Origin of the sequence: Streptomyces sp. B6B3 (genome assembly GCF_039871525.1) — a bacterium.
Classification (GTDB): Bacteria; Actinomycetota; Actinomycetes; order Streptomycetales; family Streptomycetaceae; genus Streptomyces.
The window spans coordinates 401,548-417,364 of record NZ_JBDPLU010000002.1; the positions used below are offsets into that span (position 1 = coordinate 401,548).

Annotated in this window: 15 protein-coding genes; 4 read left to right on the forward strand and 11 right to left on the reverse strand. The window is 73.8% G+C overall.

What is annotated here, in order from left to right; translation table 11 throughout:
• Positions 1 to 7: 7 nt before the first annotated feature.
• From ABGB06_RS06075 to ABGB06_RS06085, 3 genes are all read right to left on the reverse strand, one after another.
• Positions 8 to 1,099, reverse strand: a complete 1,092-nt coding sequence (locus ABGB06_RS06075) for a S16 family serine protease (RefSeq protein WP_347586001.1) — start codon at positions 1,097 to 1,099, stop codon at positions 8 to 10.
• Between the two features lie 486 nt (positions 1,100 to 1,585).
• Positions 1,586 to 2,029: a molybdenum cofactor biosynthesis protein MoaE gene (locus tag ABGB06_RS06080; RefSeq protein ID WP_347586003.1), complete on the reverse strand. Its 444-nt coding sequence runs from the start codon at positions 2,027 to 2,029 to the stop codon at positions 1,586 to 1,588.
• Positions 2,030 to 2,042: 13 nt separating this feature from the next.
• A complete protein-coding gene (locus tag ABGB06_RS06085) occupies positions 2,043 to 3,218 on the reverse strand; it encodes an NAD-dependent epimerase/dehydratase family protein (RefSeq protein WP_347586005.1) in 1,176 nt (391 codons plus the stop codon).
• 123 nt (positions 3,219 to 3,341) lie between these two features.
• Here ABGB06_RS06085 and ABGB06_RS06090 point away from each other — a divergent pair, with 123 nt between their 5' ends.
• Positions 3,342 to 4,829 (forward strand): zinc-dependent metalloprotease, encoded by a 1,488-nt coding sequence (locus ABGB06_RS06090; protein WP_347586007.1) that lies wholly within the window; start codon positions 3,342 to 3,344, stop codon positions 4,827 to 4,829.
• A complete protein-coding gene (locus tag ABGB06_RS06095) occupies positions 4,826 to 5,371 on the forward strand; it encodes an NUDIX hydrolase (RefSeq protein WP_347586009.1) in 546 nt (181 codons plus the stop codon). The genes ABGB06_RS06090 and ABGB06_RS06095 overlap by 4 nt, the downstream gene beginning before the upstream one ends.
• Before the next feature lie 21 nt (positions 5,372 to 5,392).
• On the opposite strand, the gene ABGB06_RS06100 is transcribed toward ABGB06_RS06095, so the two are convergent.
• The 4 genes from ABGB06_RS06100 to ABGB06_RS06115 form a co-directional block, all read right to left on the reverse strand.
• Complete coding sequence (locus ABGB06_RS06100; RefSeq protein WP_347586011.1) at positions 5,393 to 6,163, reverse strand: AIM24 family protein; 771 nt, start codon at positions 6,161 to 6,163, stop codon at positions 5,393 to 5,395.
• A gap of 12 nt (positions 6,164 to 6,175) precedes the next feature.
• Positions 6,176 to 6,859, reverse strand: coding sequence for an AIM24 family protein (locus ABGB06_RS06105; RefSeq protein WP_347586013.1), 684 nt, complete (start codon positions 6,857 to 6,859; stop codon positions 6,176 to 6,178).
• Between the two features lie 11 nt (positions 6,860 to 6,870).
• Complete coding sequence (locus ABGB06_RS06110; RefSeq protein WP_347586015.1) at positions 6,871 to 8,517, reverse strand: TerD family protein; 1,647 nt, start codon at positions 8,515 to 8,517, stop codon at positions 6,871 to 6,873.
• A gap of 141 nt (positions 8,518 to 8,658) precedes the next feature.
• Positions 8,659 to 9,273 (reverse strand): M48 family metallopeptidase, encoded by a 615-nt coding sequence (locus ABGB06_RS06115; RefSeq protein ID WP_347586017.1) that lies wholly within the window; start codon positions 9,271 to 9,273, stop codon positions 8,659 to 8,661.
• A 199-nt stretch (positions 9,274 to 9,472) separates the two neighbouring features.
• On the opposite strand from ABGB06_RS06115, the gene ABGB06_RS06120 reads away from it, so the two are divergent.
• On the forward strand, positions 9,473 to 10,570 hold the full coding sequence (locus ABGB06_RS06120) for a ThiF family adenylyltransferase (protein ID WP_347586019.1): 1,098 nt from the start codon (positions 9,473 to 9,475) through the stop codon (positions 10,568 to 10,570).
• Positions 10,571 to 10,676: 106 nt separating this feature from the next.
• Entirely contained in the window at positions 10,677 to 12,176 is a 1,500-nt protein-coding gene (locus ABGB06_RS06125; RefSeq protein WP_347586021.1) for an AarF/ABC1/UbiB kinase family protein, read from the forward strand.
• Positions 12,177 to 12,353: 177 nt separating this feature from the next.
• On the opposite strand, the gene ABGB06_RS06130 is transcribed toward ABGB06_RS06125, so the two are convergent.
• From ABGB06_RS06130 to ABGB06_RS06145, 4 genes are all read right to left on the reverse strand, one after another.
• Positions 12,354 to 12,701 (reverse strand): hypothetical protein, encoded by a 348-nt coding sequence (locus ABGB06_RS06130; RefSeq protein ID WP_347586023.1) that lies wholly within the window; start codon positions 12,699 to 12,701, stop codon positions 12,354 to 12,356.
• Positions 12,698 to 13,048, reverse strand: coding sequence for a WhiB family transcriptional regulator (locus ABGB06_RS06135; protein WP_347586025.1), 351 nt, complete (start codon positions 13,046 to 13,048; stop codon positions 12,698 to 12,700). Before ABGB06_RS06135 ends, ABGB06_RS06130 begins: the two co-directional genes overlap by 4 nt.
• Positions 13,049 to 13,177: 129 nt before the next feature.
• A complete protein-coding gene (locus ABGB06_RS06140; protein ID WP_347586026.1) occupies positions 13,178 to 13,483 on the reverse strand; it encodes a hypothetical protein in 306 nt (101 codons plus the stop codon).
• Between the two features lie 122 nt (positions 13,484 to 13,605).
• Positions 13,606 to 15,810: an ATP-dependent DNA helicase UvrD2 gene (locus ABGB06_RS06145; protein ID WP_347586577.1), complete on the reverse strand. Its 2,205-nt coding sequence runs from the start codon at positions 15,808 to 15,810 to the stop codon at positions 13,606 to 13,608.
• Between the last annotated feature and the right edge of the window lie 7 nt (positions 15,811 to 15,817).

The following is a 15,817-nucleotide window of genomic DNA, read 5'->3' on the forward strand; positions in this document are numbered from 1 at the left end:
ACAGGACCTAGCGCGCCGAGCAGAGGGGGAGCTGGTCCGTGGTGCCCTGGCGGATGTCCTCCAGCGCGGCCAGGGCGTCGTCGAGCGTGCCGACCTCGACCAGCGTCAGCCCGTCCGGCGGATTCTCCGCGGCGGTCGCGCAGTTGTCCTCCGGCGTGAGGAAGTACTCCGCGCCCGCCTCCCGGGCCGCGATCGTCTTCATCGACACGCCGCCGATCGGCCCGACCGTGCCCTCGCCGTCGATGGTCCCGGTGCCGGCGATGAAGGAGCCGCCCGTCAGGTCCTCCTCGGTCATGGTGTCCACCAGGCCGAGGGCGAACATCAGACCGGCGCTGGGCCCGCCGACGTCGGCCAGCCTTATGTCGATCTCCACCGGGTACACCGGCTGGGTCTCGATGCCCACCAGGGCCCGGCCGTCGTCGGGGGCCTCCATGGTGGTGATGACGACCTCCTCGGTGGCGCCCGGGCCCTCGGGCAGCGGTTCGCCGTCCTTCCTGGCCGCCTCGGCCGCGTCCGCGGGCACGATGGTGAAGGAGACGTCCTCCCCCGCCGCGTGCTCGGTCACCAGCTCGGCGACCTCCTCGGGCTCGGAGATCGGAACCCCGTCCACCGCCACGATGGCGTCCCCGGCGTGCAGCCTGCCCTGGGCCGGGGTGTCCTCGAGGACCGCGCCGACGACCGTCTGCGACGGGTCGTACCCCAGCTCCTCGAGGGCCGCCACCTCGGCGCTCTCCTGCGAGGCGGTGAACTCCTCCGCGTTCTGCTCCTCGACCTGGTCCGCGGTGACGTTCTCCGGATACATCGACTCGTACGGGACGACAGCGGCGTCGTCGGCGAGCCAGCCGTAGACCGCCTCCAGCAGGTTCATCTCGTAGTCCACGCCGGTGACCCGGACGGTCGTCATGTTCAGATGGCCCGAGGTGTCGTACGTCTCGGCGCCCTCCACGCTCAGCACCGGCTGGCCGTCGTGCTCGCCCAGGGTGTTGACCGTCGGCCCCGGGGAGAGCTCCGAATACGGCACCCGGATGAGCACTCCGGCGCAGAGCACCCCTATGAGGAGCAGGATCGACGTCAGCAGCGTCGCGGTGCGGCGTGGCATGCCTTGACAGTACGTGAAGGCACCGTCAGCCGTCTGCGGGGGCCCGCTCCATGGCAGCGCGGAACGCCTCGTAGCTGCGGACGCCGGCGGCGTCGCCCACGCCGCCCTGTGAACTGCTACGGCGTGTGGCCCACGCACTCCACGCGGCGGCCACCACCGCACCGGCGACGGGAATCAGTAGCCAGACCAGAGCCGCCATGAACCGACCTCCCACCTCGGCGACGTACAACCAACGCTCTGCGGTGGGAACGAGTTACGCAACCGCGGAAGTGCCGACCTCAGACGTACCTTCATCCACCCGTTACGCACAGGTCACCACACCGTCGCCGGACCCAGGAGCTGCGCTACGCGCAGGCTCCGACCCTCCCCCAACACTCCGTAATGGGGGTGCCCCCGATCGTGAGCCGGAGCTGCGCTACGCGCAGGCTCCGACCCTCCCCCAATACTCCGTAATGGGGGTGCCCCCGATCGTGGGCCGGAGCTGCGCTACGCGCAGGCTCCGACCCACTCCTCCGAGCCGTCGGCGAAGGACTGGTGTTTCCAGATGGGGACCTCGTGTTTGAGGTCGTCGATGAGGCGGCGGCAGGCCGCGAAGGCCTCCGCGCGGTGCGGGCAGGAGACCGCGACCACCACCGCCAGCTCGCCCACGGCGAGCGTCCCGACCCGGTGCACCGCGGCAAGCGCCCGCACCGGGAAGTCCGCGGCCACCCGCTCCGCCACCCGGCGCAACTCCGCCTCCGCGGTCGGATGCGCCGAGTACTCCAGTGCGGTGACGGCCGCGCCCTGTTCGTGCCCGTCGTGGTCGCGCACCGTGCCAACGAAGAGCGCGGTGCCGCCCGCCGCGGGGTCGCCGACGGCGGCGAGGACCTCGTCCACCGAGAGCGGCGTGTCGCGGATGCCCAGCAGCCTGAGGGGATCGGAGCGCGTCATGTGCTCCATGGTCTCAGCGCCGCCGCGCCCGGCGGGCCCGGCGTACCAGGGCCGCCGTGCCGACCAGCGCCACCGTGGCGCCGGCGGCGCCGAGCGTGGTCGCCGCGTCCTTGCGGCCCAGGCGCCGCCCGGCCACCGTGTGCCGCCCGGCGACCTCGGTGACCAGCTCGGCGAGCACGTCCTCGTTGCTCCACCGGGGGCGCCAGCCGGCCTGGTGCAGGCCGCTGCCGCTGACCACCCACGGGTGCATGGTGTAGGCCAGGTCGCCGGCCGGCGACGGGGTGAGGCCCAGCCGGTGCAGCCGGGCCGCGGCGCCCAGGGCCAGCGCGGAGGGCAGCTCCATTCGGCGGATGCCGGTCAGCTCCTCGACCTCCTCCTGCTCCAGCCAGCCGTCGCAGCCCACCGCCAGCTCGCCCTCCACCTTCTCGAACGCGGCGAACTCCAGCGCGCTGACCAGGTCCTCGACGTGGCAGAACTGCCAGCGCGGCCGGGTGCCGGCGACCACCAGCAGGCGCGGCGACTCGAAGTAGCGGGTCAGCGCGGTGTCGGTGCCGCCGACGAGCACCGCGGGGCGCAGCACCGTGACGTTCAGGCCCGGATGTGCGCGCGGCGCCCGCTGGGCCAGCCGTTCGATCTCCAGCAGGTCGCCGACGCAGGTGGCGTCGGCGGTGGCGCGCAGCTCGGCGTCCTCGGCCAGCGGCACGTCGTTGTCCGGGAGGGCCCCGTAGACCATGGCCGACGTGCACAGCACCACCCGGCGCACCCCGGCCGCCGCGGCGGCGGTCAGCACGGTCTGGGTGCCGCGCACGTTGAGCGCGGTGCGGGCGGCCGGGTCGGAGGCCAGGTCGAAGTCGACGGCGAGGTGCACCACCACGTCGACGGGGCCCTGCGCCTCGCGCTCCCGCGCGCCGTCCCGGCCGCCCTCGCGGGCGGCGGGACCGCGGCTCGCCCCCGAGGTGCGCAGCAGTTCCGCGATGGCCGGATCGCGAACGTCCAGGGTGTGCCACTCGGCGCCCTTGGTCTCGCCGAGCCGCTCGTCGAGCGCCAGCACCCGCTTCACGCCCTCCGCGGCCACCAGTCGCTCCGTGAGCAGGGATCCCAGTCCGCCGGCCGCGCCGGTCACCGCGATGGTCAACGGGGTCGCGGTGCCGTTTCGCGGTGCGCGAACGGTTGGCTCCGGGGAACTCACGAGACGACTCCAGCGGTTGTTTCTGGTACGAGGTGCGCAGGCCCATCCTGCCTGAGAGGTGTCTAGGCTGGAGGCAGAGACCGGCGATTCACCATGCCCGACGACGTAGAGCCGAGGATTCCCGTGAGTAACATGCCATTCGGATTCGGACTCCCGGAGGAGCCGGACGACGGCGAATCCGGCGACCGGTCGGACAAGGACAAGGACAAGGGCACCGGCGGCCCCGGACCCATGGACAACCCGTTCGCCGCGATGTTCGGCCCGGGCGGCATGGGCCTCGGCGGCGCGGCCGGCCCGCAGGACCTGGGCGCGGCCTTCCAGCAGCTCGGCCAGCTGCTGTCGTACGAGGGCGGCCCGGTCAACTGGGACCTGGCGAAGAACGTCGCCCGGCAGACCGTGGCCCAGGGCGCGCCCGACGGTTCCAAGGACGAGAGCGTCGGCGCGCACGCCCGTTCCGAGGTGGCGGAGGCGCTCCGGCTGGCCGACCTGTGGCTGGACGGGGTCACCTCGCTGCCGTCGGGGACCAGCTCCGCGGTGGCCTGGAGCCGCGCGGAGTGGGTCGAGGCGACGCTGCCGGTCTGGCGGGAGCTGGTCGACCCGGTGGCCGAGCGCGTCGGCGCCGCGATGGGCGACGTGCTGCCCGAGGAGATGCGGTCGATGGCCGGCCCGCTGCTGGGCATGATGCGGCAGATGGGTGGCGCGATGTTCGGCACCCAGATCGGACAGGCGGTGGGCGTGCTGGCCGGCGAGGTCGTCGGTTCCAGCGACATCGGCCTGCCGCTGGGCCCGGCCGGCAAGGCCGCGCTGCTGCCGCAGAACGTCGCGGCCCTCGGCGAGGGTCTCGGCGTGCCGGAGGGCGAGGTGCGGCTGTACCTGGCGCTGCGCGAGGCCGCCCACCAGCGGCTCTTCGCCCACGTGCCGTGGCTGCGTGCGCACCTCTTCGGCGCCGTCGAGGGCTATGCGCGGGGCATCCAGGTGGACACCGGCAAGCTGGAGGACCTGGTCGGGCAGCTGGACCCGGGGCGCCCGGAGGAGTTGCAGGAGAAGCTGCGGCAGGGCCTGTTCCAGCCGGAGGACACCCCGCAGCAGAAGACCGCGCTGGCCCGGCTGGAGACGGCGCTCGCGCTGGTCGAGGGCTGGGTGGACGCGGTGGTGTTCGCGGCGGCGGAGGACCGGCTGCCGTCCGCGTCGGCGCTGCGCGAGACGCTGCGCCGGCGGCGGGCCAGCGGTGGTCCGGCGGAGCAGACGTTCGCGACGCTGATCGGCCTCGAGCTGCGGCCGCGGCGGCTGCGGGACGCGGCCCGGCTGTGGGCGTCGCTCACCGACGCCAGGGGCCCGCAGGGCCGGGACGCCCTGTGGGGCCACCCGGACATGCTGCCCACGGCGGACGACCTGGACGACCCGGACGGCTTCGTGCACCGCGAGCAGCCGGACTTCGACGAGTTGCGGCGGCTGCTGGGCGATGAGGGCCCGGGGCCGGTCGAGGGCGCCGCGGACGAGGGCCGGTCCGGTGGCGAGCCGGGGCCGCGGCTCGGCAAGGAGCCCGGCGACGGCGGCGACCGCGGTGACGACGGCGAGGGCGACGGGACGGCCGGCAGGGACGGGAGGTGACCGGGCCGGAAGCCGGCACGCTGCACGCGGACGCGGCCCGGGTGCTCGACGACTGGTCGGCGCCCGACGCCGACCAGGACGCGCTCCGGCAGGCGTACGCCGCCCATCTGGACAGGCATCCGGACGGCATGTGGAAGGCGTGCGGGGCCGGGCACATCACGGCCAGCGCGCTGGTGCTCGACCCGGGCCGGGGCCGGGTGCTGCTGACCCTGCACGGCAAGCTCCGCAGGTGGCTGCAGATGGGCGGGCACTGCGAGCCGTCCGACGCCACGCTCGCCGGCGCGGCGCTGCGCGAGGCGACGGAGGAGTCGGGGATCGACGGGCTGCGCATGCTGCGTCCGGCGCCGGTCGGCCTCGACCGGCACCGGACGCCGTGCGCGACGCATCTGGACGTGCAGTACGCGGCCGTCGCGCCGGCCGACGCCCGGTTCACGGTCAGCGACGAGTCGTTGGACGTGCGGTGGTTCGGCTATGACGAGGTGGCCGGGGTCGCCGACCCCTCGGTGGTCCGGCTGGTCGACCGCACCCGCGCGCTGCTCTGAGCGGCGGGCGCGGTCGCGGGGTCAGCGCCCCCAGGCGCCGCCCTGGCCGAGGCCCGGGCCCGGACCCTGGCGGAAGCGGACCTGCTCGCCGTAGGAGGTGTGCTGCGGGGGCAGCAGTTCGCTGGGCTGCACGAGCACGAACCCGTCCCCCATGAAGCTCATCTCCCAGCCCTCGCCGGTCTGGCCCCGGCGCCGCCACACGGAACGGCTGCTGGTCTGGGCCTGCATCTGCACCCGCAGACTGGACGACCAGGCGACCACGGCGTCCGCGTCGGCGTTGCAGTACCGCTCGGGGGTGACCCGGAGGACCAGCGGGCCGCCCGAGGTGGTGATGGCGACCTGGCCCTGGCCGGTGATGACCAGGTTGTACGCGCCCGCGCCGGGGATGCCGTACTGGCTCTCCACCGCGACGACGTCCCAGTGCAGGTGCGAGTCGAGCGCCAGCACGTAGGAGCTGTCCACGGTCAGGCCCTCGTGGCCGACGTCGAGGATGTGCACGTACTGGGCGAGGTTGGCGAGGTAGACCGTGCCCTGGCCGAAGCAGCGCATCAGCGGGAGCAGCTCGCCGGTGGCGTGCTGGGCGTGCCGTTGGCGCTGCGACTGGTACTCGCCGTCGAACTCGACCATGCCCTCGAACCCGACCATGCTGCCGGTCCTGGCGACCACGTCGCCCGCGGCCAGGCTCACCCGCAGCATCTGCGGGTTCTGGAGGGCCAGGTGCTCCTGCGGCTGCCCCGGCTGTCCGGGCTGCCCCGGCGGCTGGGCGGCGTAGTTGAAGATGGTGCCCTGCATGATGTCTCCCCCTCAGCCCTGCTGCCCGTTGAGCCGGTCGGTGCTGTCCTCGCTGGGCTGCACGATGACGAACCCCTGGCCGGTGAAGGCCAGCTGGTACGCCTCGCCGCTGCCCCGGCCGATCAGCGTGGACGCCTTGAAGCTGCGCTTGCCCTTCATGTCCAGGCCGGTGGACCAGGCCACCAGCGCGTCGGGGTCGACGAAGGTCTCGCCGGCGGAGGCGCAGTCCACCACGAGGGGCGTGCCGCGCGAGGTGAGCGCCACCCAGCCGGTGCCGGATATGCCGAGGTTGAACAGTCCCTGGCCGGCGAACTTGGCGATGCCCTTGACCCGTTGGACGCCCCAGTCGAGGTGGGCGTCGAAGGCGAGGACGTTGGTGGCGTTCACCGAGATGTTCTCGTTCTGCAGCGGCACGCAGACCACGTGCGCCCCGTAGTCGGCGAGGTAGAGCACGCCGTCGCCGAGGCACTTCATCAACGGGACGTTCTCGCCGGTGATCCCGCCGGCGGCGGCCCGGCGCAGGCCGGACGGGTTCGACTCGTACTGGATGAAGCCCTCGTAGGCGATCATGGATCCGGCACGCGCGTACAGGTCGTTGCCCGACTGCATGGCGATCTTGGCGATGGCCGGGCCGTGGTTCTCCATGCGGGCGACGGGGGCGCTCGCGGCGAGGCCCGCCATCATCGGCTGGTTCATCGAACGCTCCCTCAGATCTCGTAGGGCTGGATGATGGCGAAGTTCCCCGGGGCACCGCGGAACTGCAGCTGGGTGGTCTCGCCGCTGTGGCCGGGGAACGCGCTGCGGCGCAGCCGCACCTGGTTGGCGACGAGCACCTGCGCGGCGGAGGACCAGGCGACCACCGCGTTCGCGTCCGCGAAGGTCATCTGGGTGACCGGCAGCACCACGGGCTCGCCGCGGGTGCTGATCGCCACGGTGCCGTGACCGCTGAGCTGGAGCGCGAAGAGCGAGCCGCCCGGGATGCCGTGGCCGTCGATCCGGCGCACGTCCTGGTCGAGGGACTCGTCGAAGGCCAGCACGTGCTGGGAGGCCACGCAGATCGCGTCGCCCTGGAGCTCGACGATGTGCAGATGCGCCTGCTCCTCGGCGAGATAGACCTGGCCGGCACCGGTGCAGCGCATCATCGAGGCGAAGCCCTCGCCGGTCATGCCCGCGGTCAGCCGGCGCTTGAGCCCGCCGCCCTTGAAGGAGAACTCGACGTCGCCGTGGTACAGCACCATGCTGCCCTGGCGGGCCAGGAACGGCTGCCGGTCCTGGCCCAGGTCGACCCGGACCAGATAGGGGTTGGGGTGGGACCAGCGCCGCTGCTCGACGGCCCCGCGGAACGCTTCGAGCGCGCCGTGCAGGCTGGTGGCCGGCTGGGCCGGGGGGTGCTGGTGGCCGGGAAACGGCTGCTGGCCGCCGGGCGGCGGGGCCGGCTGCTGCGGCTGGCCCGGATACTGCGGCGGTGCCGGCGAGAAGGCCTGGGTCTGCGCCGGCATCGGCTGCGGCGCCATCGGCTGCTGAGGCATCGGCTGCTGCGGCTGGCCGGGATAGGGGGCGGGCGCGGGAGGAGGGGCGCCGAAGCCGCCGGCCGGGCCCGGCTGCGGAGCGGGAGGCGCGGGTGCGGGGGCGGGCGCCGGCTGGGGAGCCGGCGGCGGCGCGGCCTGCGCCGGGGCCGGAGCCGGTGGCGCGGGTGCGGGAGCCGGAGCGGCGGGCGCGGCACCCGCGGGGGGCGCGAAGGCCGGGGGCGCCGCGGGCTGCGGTGCGGCCCCGCCCGGCGGGGCGAACCCTGGCACGCCGCCGGCGGCCGGCTGTTGCGGCTGCTCCTCCTCGGCCTCGCCGCCGAAGTGCTGGAGCAGTGCCTGGAGACCGCCGTCGAAGCCCTGACCGATCGCGGCGAAGCGCCAGCCGTCCTTGCGGTAGAAGTCCCCGAGCATCACCGCCCGCTCGGTGGTGAACTCGGAGCCGTCGAAGGCGTACCTGGCCACCTCCTCGCCGCCGGCGACGATCCGCAGGTATCCGGGGGCTATCTGGGACATGGTGCCGGCGCCGTCGATGGTGGCCGTGAAGGCGAGCCGGTCGACGGCGTCCGGCAGCCGGTCCAGGGTGATCCGGAACGACTCGGTGTCGCCGGCCTGGGCGCCGAGCAGCTGCAGGGCTTCCTCGGGGGACTTGGGCTGGTTGTAGAAGACGAAGTAGCGGTCGTCGGAGAGCTGCTCAGCGGCGTCGAGCCCGAAGCAGCTGAGGTCAAAGGTCAGACCCGGCCCGGATATCTGCACGCCCACGTACAGATCGGTGCCCAGCGTCAGATCGCTCAGCCTGGCCTTCTGGCCGCGTTGGAATTGCCTTGACATACGTAACGACCGTCCCCCATCCGATAAGACAAAGTTTCGGCCGCCAGACTAGCCCTTGGGACCGACGCGGACCGGGATCCGGGCGCAGCGCGTCGGTCCGGGGAGCCCTCGGGCGCGGCCGCCGACGGCCGGTGGGGACGCTCAGTCGCCGCGCGCCTGCGGCACGTACGGCAGCCGCTCGGTGGCCGCCACTCCCTCCAGGAACCCGCGGGCGCGCTCGGTGCGCGGATAGCCGTCGAGCAACGCCCAGAAACCGGCGCCGTGGCCCGGGACCAGCAGATGTGCCAGCTCGTGCAGCATCACGTAGTCGATGACGTACTCGGGCATGCCCTGGAGCCGGTGGGAGAGCCGGATGCTGCCGAGCGCCGGCGTGCAGGAGCCCCAGCGGGAGTTCTGGTTGGTCACCCAGCGCACGCTGTCCGGACGGGCGCGCCCCTGGAGGTACCGCTGGGACAACTCGGCCGCCCGGCGCCCCAGCTCGTCGTCGTCGAGCAGCCGGCGACTCTCCTGGGCGGCGAGCTTGTCGAGCATGACCGAAACCCAGCGCTGCTCCTCGTCGGCGCTCATCCGGGCGGGGATCATGACGACGGTGCGGTCGCCCTCGCGGTACGCGGAGACGGTGCGCCGGCGGCGGACGCTGCGCCGCACCTCGACCGAGCCCCGCTCCATGATCACGGCCTCTCCGTGCAGCGCGTGCGGACCCGCCGAGGAGGTGCGCTGCGGCGGGCCGGCGCTGTTCAGCGGATCGGCGGGCACGCTTCGACGTTACCCGTTGACAAGTGGAAATGTCCCCCCTGCCGATCAGCGGAAACGCGAATCACGTCGACCCCTGCACCATTTATCACACTATCTCCGGCTCCTGTGGATAACGGACGTCACCCCCGCCTCCTCCGCACCCATGATGTGCCGCGTGGGCCGATGCGGGCCCGCGGGGGAGACGACCGAAGGAGCCGTCATGCATCCGATGATCAAGCCGTCACTGCGGCGCGGCTGGCGGGACCGGCAGACCGTCCGGTACGGGGTGACGCCGGCGCATTCGGTGCTGTTCGGCCCGTTGGACAGCGCCACCGAAAGCTTCCTGTCGTTGCTGGACGGCACGCGCGGGCTGCCCGCGCTGCGGGAGGCCGCGGCGGCGCTCGGACTCGGGCGGGGTGCCGCCGACCGGTTGGCCGGACAGCTGACGGCGGCCGGTGTGCTGGACGACGCCACGGCCGACCGGGCCGCCGCCGCGCAGGTGACCGAGCGGCTCCGGCCCGACCTGGCGTCGCTGTCCCTGCTGCATCCCGCGCCCGGCGCCGGACTGCGCCGGCTCACGGCCAGGCGCCGCGCGTGGGTGCAGGTGCGGGGCGCCGGGCGGGTGGGCGCGGCCGTCGCGGCGACGCTCGCGCAGGCCGGCGTGGGCGGCGTGGAGGTGGTGGACGGCGGCCGGGTGGAGGCGGCGGACACCGCCCCGGGTGGGATCCGTGCCGAGCAGGCCGGCGAGCGCCGGGACGTGGCGGCCCGGCGGATGGTGCGGGCCGCGCTGCCGTGGCGGCGCGACTCCGGGCGCCGCCCCCCGGACGGCGCCCGGCTGGTGATCTTCACCCCACGGGACGGCCTGCTGGCCTACGCCCCGGATCCGGAGCTCGCCGAGCCGGTGCGGGAGGCGGGCACCGCCCATCTGTACGCGGGGGTGGTGGAGGCGACCGGATTCTGCGGACCGCTGGTGCTGCCCGGGCGGACCTGCTGCGCGGGCTGCATGCTGCGGGAGCGCGCCCGGCGCGAGCCGGGGTGGCCGCTGCTCGTCGGCCAGTGGCGCAACGCGCGGCGGCACGGGGTTCCGGCCTGCGACGCGGCCCTGGCGTCGGCCGTGGCGGGCCTGACCGCCTGTGCCGCGCTGGACTATCTGGACGGCGCCTCGCCGCCGGGCCCTGGCACCCGGGTCGAGGTGGTGCTGCCGGGCCCCTCACTGGCCAGTCATCCGATCGAACCGGACGCCGAATGCCCCTGCGGTGCGGCGGAGCGGTCCTCGGCGCGGGCGGCGGCCGCGGAGCCGGCGACGATAAACGGGTAGTACTTCCCTGACCGATGGTGCCTATCGTGGTGGGTCTCGTCGCCGCGGAGGTGGGCCCGGACCGACATCGGCTGGCCTCGGGGGACCGTAGGAGTTGGAGGGGAACATGTCGGATCTGCCCCGCAAGGCGGTGACCAGGACCGCGAAGCTCGCCACCTTGCCGCTGAGCTTCGCCGGGCGAGCCACCTGGAGCCTCGGCAAGCGCATCGGCGGGCGCTCGGCCGAGCTGGTCGGCAACGAGTTGCAGCAGCGGACGGCCGAGCAGCTGTTCACCGTCCTCGGCGAGCTCAAGGGCGGCGCCATGAAGCTGGGCCAGGCGCTCTCCGTCTTCGAGTCCGCCCTTCCCGAATCCATGGCCTCCCCCTACCGCGCGGCGCTGACCAAGCTCCAGGAGGCGGCTCCGCCGATGCCGCGGGCGTCGGTGCGCGCCGCGCTGGCCGAGCGGCTCGGGGAGGACTGGGCCGAGCTGTTCCTGGAGTTCGACGAGCGGCCGGCGGCGGCCGCGTCCATCGGCCAGGTGCACCGCGCGGTCTGGCACGACGGCCGGGAGGTCGCCGTCAAGATCCAGTACCCGGGGGCCGGCGAGGCGTTGCTGTCCGACCTCACCCAGCTCGGCAGGTTCGCGCGGCTGCTGGGACCGCTGGTGCCCGGCATGGACCTCAAGCCGCTGATCAGCGAGCTCCGGGAGCGGGTGTCGGAGGAGCTGGACTACGGCCTGGAGGCCGAGGCGCAGCGGACGTACGCGGAGATGTTCCGGGACGATCCGGGGATGCTGGTGCCGGACGTGGTCTGCCAGGTCGACCAGGTGCTGGTCAGCGAGTGGCTGGAGGGGGTGCCGCTCTCCCGGATCATCGGCGAGGGCAGCCAGGAGCAGCGGGACCGGGCGGGACAGTTGCTGGCCCGCTTCCTGTTCTCCGGCACCGCCAGGACCGGGCTGCTGCACGCCGACGCGCACCCGGGGAACTTCCGACTGGTGCAGACCGACGACGAGGATCCGGAATCCTGGCGGCTGGGGGTGATGGACTTCGGCGCGGTCAGCCGGCTGCCCGGCGGGCTGCCCCCGGCGATCGGCCGGGCGCTGCGGATGACCCTGGACGGCGAGGCCGACGAGGTGTACCAGGAGCTGTGCGCCGAGGGGTTCGTGAAGTCGACGATCGAGCTGGACCCCCAGGCGGTGCTGGACTATCTCCTGCCGATCATCGAGCCCGCGCGGGTGGACGAGTTCGCCTTCAGCCGGGAGTGGCTGCGCCGGCAGGCGGCCCGGATCGCGGACCCGAGGTCGGCGGCCCACCAGTTGGGACGCCAGCTGAACCTGCCGCCGTCGTACCTGCTGATACACCGGGTCACGCTCAGCACCATCGGGGTGCTGTGCCAGCTCGGGGCCAGCGTGCGGCTGCGCGATGAACTCGAGGCCGGCCTCCCCGGCTTCGCGGAGCCCCTTCCCTGGGAGGAGCCGGCCGACCCCGAGCCGCCCGTCGAGGAGGCGGACTTCGAGGAGCCGGCCGGCGAATTCGATGGCGAGGAGTTCGACGGCGAGGAGACGGCCGAGGGCGAGGCGGCCGGCGATGAGCGCGGCGGCAAGGGAGCCGGCGCGACCACGGGTTAGGGCCCGTCCCGCGGATCGTCGCCGGGCCGGGGCAGCGGCCGGCGTCGCGGCTGCCGGCCGCCCGGCCGGAGACACGGGCGCGCCCCGGTCTGAGCCGCGGGAGTCGGCGAGACCGGGGCGCGTCCGGGTTGAGGACGCCGGACCGGGGTCCGGGGTGTTGGATGCTGACCGATCACCTCAGAGGGTGATCGCCCGGGCCAGGGCGCGCCGGGCACGCAGGGATGCGCGCTCGGCCCGCGACTGGAGCCGGCGGGACCGGCGTTCCAGCCGGTCGGCGATCGCCAGCCGGTGCGCCCGTCTTTCGGCTTCGGCTGTCCTGACCCGTTCCTCCATATGGGAGCGGGCCAGCGCCTCCTGGATGAGATGCAAGGTGCTGTTCCTGTTCTGCTTGCGGCGCGGCGTGGCCGCGGCCGGTTCGGCGCGGGGCGCGCCGGTGTGTTCGGTGGTCGGGGGGTGGACGAGGGTCGTGCCGGTGTCGTCCGGGCCGTGGGCGGCCGGTCGGCCGATGGTGCCGTGAGCGTTCATGCCGGAACCGGGTTCTTGCGCGGACGGCCACGGGGCCGCTTCCGGGGCACCACGACGCCCTGGACGAACAGCTCGCCGCCCCAGACGCCCCAGGGCTCGCGGCGGTCCTTGGCGCCGGCCAGGCACGCCTCGCGCAGCGGGCAGGTGCGGCAGAGCGACTTGGCGTACTCGACGTCCTCGGGGGTCTCGGCGAAGAACACCTCGGGGTCGCCGGTGCGACAGGGCACGCTGTCGTCGAGGCGCTCGATCGCCTCGTCGAGCTCGTTCAGCGTGAACAGCGGGGTCACAGAAGTCTCCGGATCAGGTGGTGAGTTCAGGTCGGGGCTGGCGTACGGCGCGAGTGGCACGGTGAGTCCTCGTGTCGTTCGGTTGTCGGTTGTCCGGGCTGGTGGCCCGGACGGCGAGGGAAAACGAAAGGGCCGCGGATCCCTGTGTGGGTTCCGCGGCCCTGGAAGGTGCCGACCTGATCTCGCCGATCAGGTTGGATCACTCCAGGGATCTAGCCCACGGAGGGCCCACATCGAGTGAAGGCGCGTCTTCTGCTGTCCGAAGGTCTGGTGTCCGGCGCCATTGGCCACGGCGGCAGCGGACGCGCCATAGGCGTCGAACCGCTCTGCCGCCACTACCGCCGGCGCCTGGATCGGTCGCTGGTCGACATCACGGACCGCGATGGTGGCCGGACGCGCGGCGGCAGCACCGGACAGGCCGGTGCCGGACAGGCGCGTACCACCAGGCAGGCAGGCGAAGGCCGCGCGACCGGGCAGTTTGGTGATGCTGGCCATCGGGCTCGCCTCCTTCGCGGCGCTCACAGGGCGGGACTCATTCCCACCCGGTTGGGGTCATCTCAGTACAACATGGCTGGCGGGGAAGGGGAAGCCTCCCCGGCCCTGCCGTGAGCAGAACGCTATGCGGACTTCTCCGGCGGGCGCAAACCATTTTCTCGAGATTCCTCAGAATCCCCGGAATCCTCGACGGACTCCTGGTCGGAGCCGGTCTCGGGCAGTTCCTCGCCCGCGCACAGCGCCAGCACCTCGGCGCCGAACTGCCGCAACTTGTGCGGCCCGACGCCGGAGATCCGGGCCAGCTCGTCCTCGGAGCCCGGCACGTCCTCGGCGATCGCCATCAGCGTGACGTCCGTGAACACCGCGTACGCCGGCCGGGAGAGCTCCTTGGCCCGGTCCAGGCGCCAGGCGCGCAGCCGCTCGTACAGCGCCTCGTCCATGCTGGACGGGCAGTCCGCGCAGCGCCGCAACTTGACCTCGGTCGCCTCGGTCAGAGTCCGCCCGCACACCCGGCACCGCACCGGGCCGCGCGGCCGGCGGCTCCGCCCGGCGCCGCGCTCCACGCCGCCGCCCGCCCCGCTCCCCGCGCTCCGGACGCTCGACCCGGGCCGCAGGCCGTCCAGGAAGCGGCTGGGGCGGCGGCCAGCCCGGCCGCCCGGCGAGCGCGCCAACGCCCAGGACAGCGTGAGATGCCGCCGGGCCCGGGTCACGCCCACATAGAGCAGCCGGCGCTCCTCCTCGACCTGCTCGGCGGTCCTGGCGTGGGTGATGGGCAGCGTCCCGTCGGTGAGGCCGACCAGGAACACCGCGTCCCACTCCAGCCCCTTCGCGGCGTGCAGCGAGGCCAGCGTGACGCCCTCCACGGTGGGGGCGTGCTGGGCGGCGGCCCGCTCGTCCACCTCGGTCACGAAGTCGGCCAGCGTCGCACCGGGCCTGGCCCGCTCGAAATCCTCGGCGAGCCGGACCAGCGAGCGCAGTGACTCCCAGCGGTCCCGGGCCGCGCCCGAGCCGGCCGGCGGCTCCGGGGTCCAGCCGGTCGCGGCGAGCACCGCGCCCACCTGGCCGGCGAGGTCGACGGCCCCGTCCACGGCGGCGTCGTTCCCCCCCGCGCGGGCCGCCCCACGCAGCGCCAGGCGGGCCTGCCGGATCTCCGGCCGGTCGAAGAACCGCTCCGCACCACGCAGCTGGTACGGCACTCCGGCGTCGGTCAGCGCCTGCTCGTACACCTCGGACTGGGCGTTCACCCGGTAGAGGACGGCGATCTCGCTGGCCGGCACCCCGGGGCCGCCCTCGGCGACGGGGGTCAGCAGGTCCCGGATGCGGCGGGCGGTGGCCTCCGCCTCGGCCGGCTCGTCCGGATGCTCCGCGAACACCGGATCCGGGCCGGCGGGCCGCTGCGAGACCAGCTCCAGACGGTGCTCGGCGGCCCGGCCCTTCGCCTGGTCGAGCAGCCCGTTGGCCAGGTGCACCACCTGCGGGGTCGAGCGGTAGTCCCGCACCAGCTTCACCAGCGTGGCCTCGGGGTGCCGGGCGCGGAAGTTCAACAGGTGGTCGGGGGTCGCCCCGGTGAACGAGTAGATCGTCTGGCTGGCGTCCCCGACGACGCAGAGGCTGTCCCGGTCCCCCAACCAGAGCGTGAGCAGCCGCTGCTGCAGCGGGCTGACGTCCTGGTACTCGTCGACCACGAAGTGCTGGTACTGGCGCCGGACGATCTCGGCGATGTCGTGCCGGTCGGTGAGGATGCCCACGGTGAGCAGCAGCACGTCCTCGAAGTCGATCGCCCCGCGCTCCTGCTTCAGCTGCTCGTACGTCGCGTACACCCGGGCCGTCTCGGCCGTGTCGCGGGGGACCTCGCGGGACAGCTTGGCGACCACCGCCGGATAGTCGTCCGGCGTGGTCTGCGTCACCTTCGCCCACTCGATCTCGCCGGTGACGTCCCGCAGCTCCAGCCGCTGCAGCCGCATCCGGCAGCGCGAGGCGGCCTCCGCCACCAGCGAGTACTTCGACTCCAGCAGCCGGGGCAGCTCGCCGCCGACGGCCTTGGGCCAGAAGTACTGCAGCTGCCGCAGCGCGGCCGAGTGAAACGTCCTGGCCTGCACCCCGCCGGCGCCCAACTGCCGCAGCCGCCCGCGCATCTCCCCCGCGGCCCGCACGGTGAACGTCACCGCGAGCACGGTGGCCGGCTGGTACACCCCGGCCAGCACGCCGTACGCGATGCGATGGGTGATGGCCCGGGTCTTGCCCGTGCCGGCCCCGGCGAGCACGCACACCGGCCCGTGCAGCGTGGTGGCCACGGCCCGCTGCTCGGGGTCGAGCCCTTCGAGCACGGCGTCC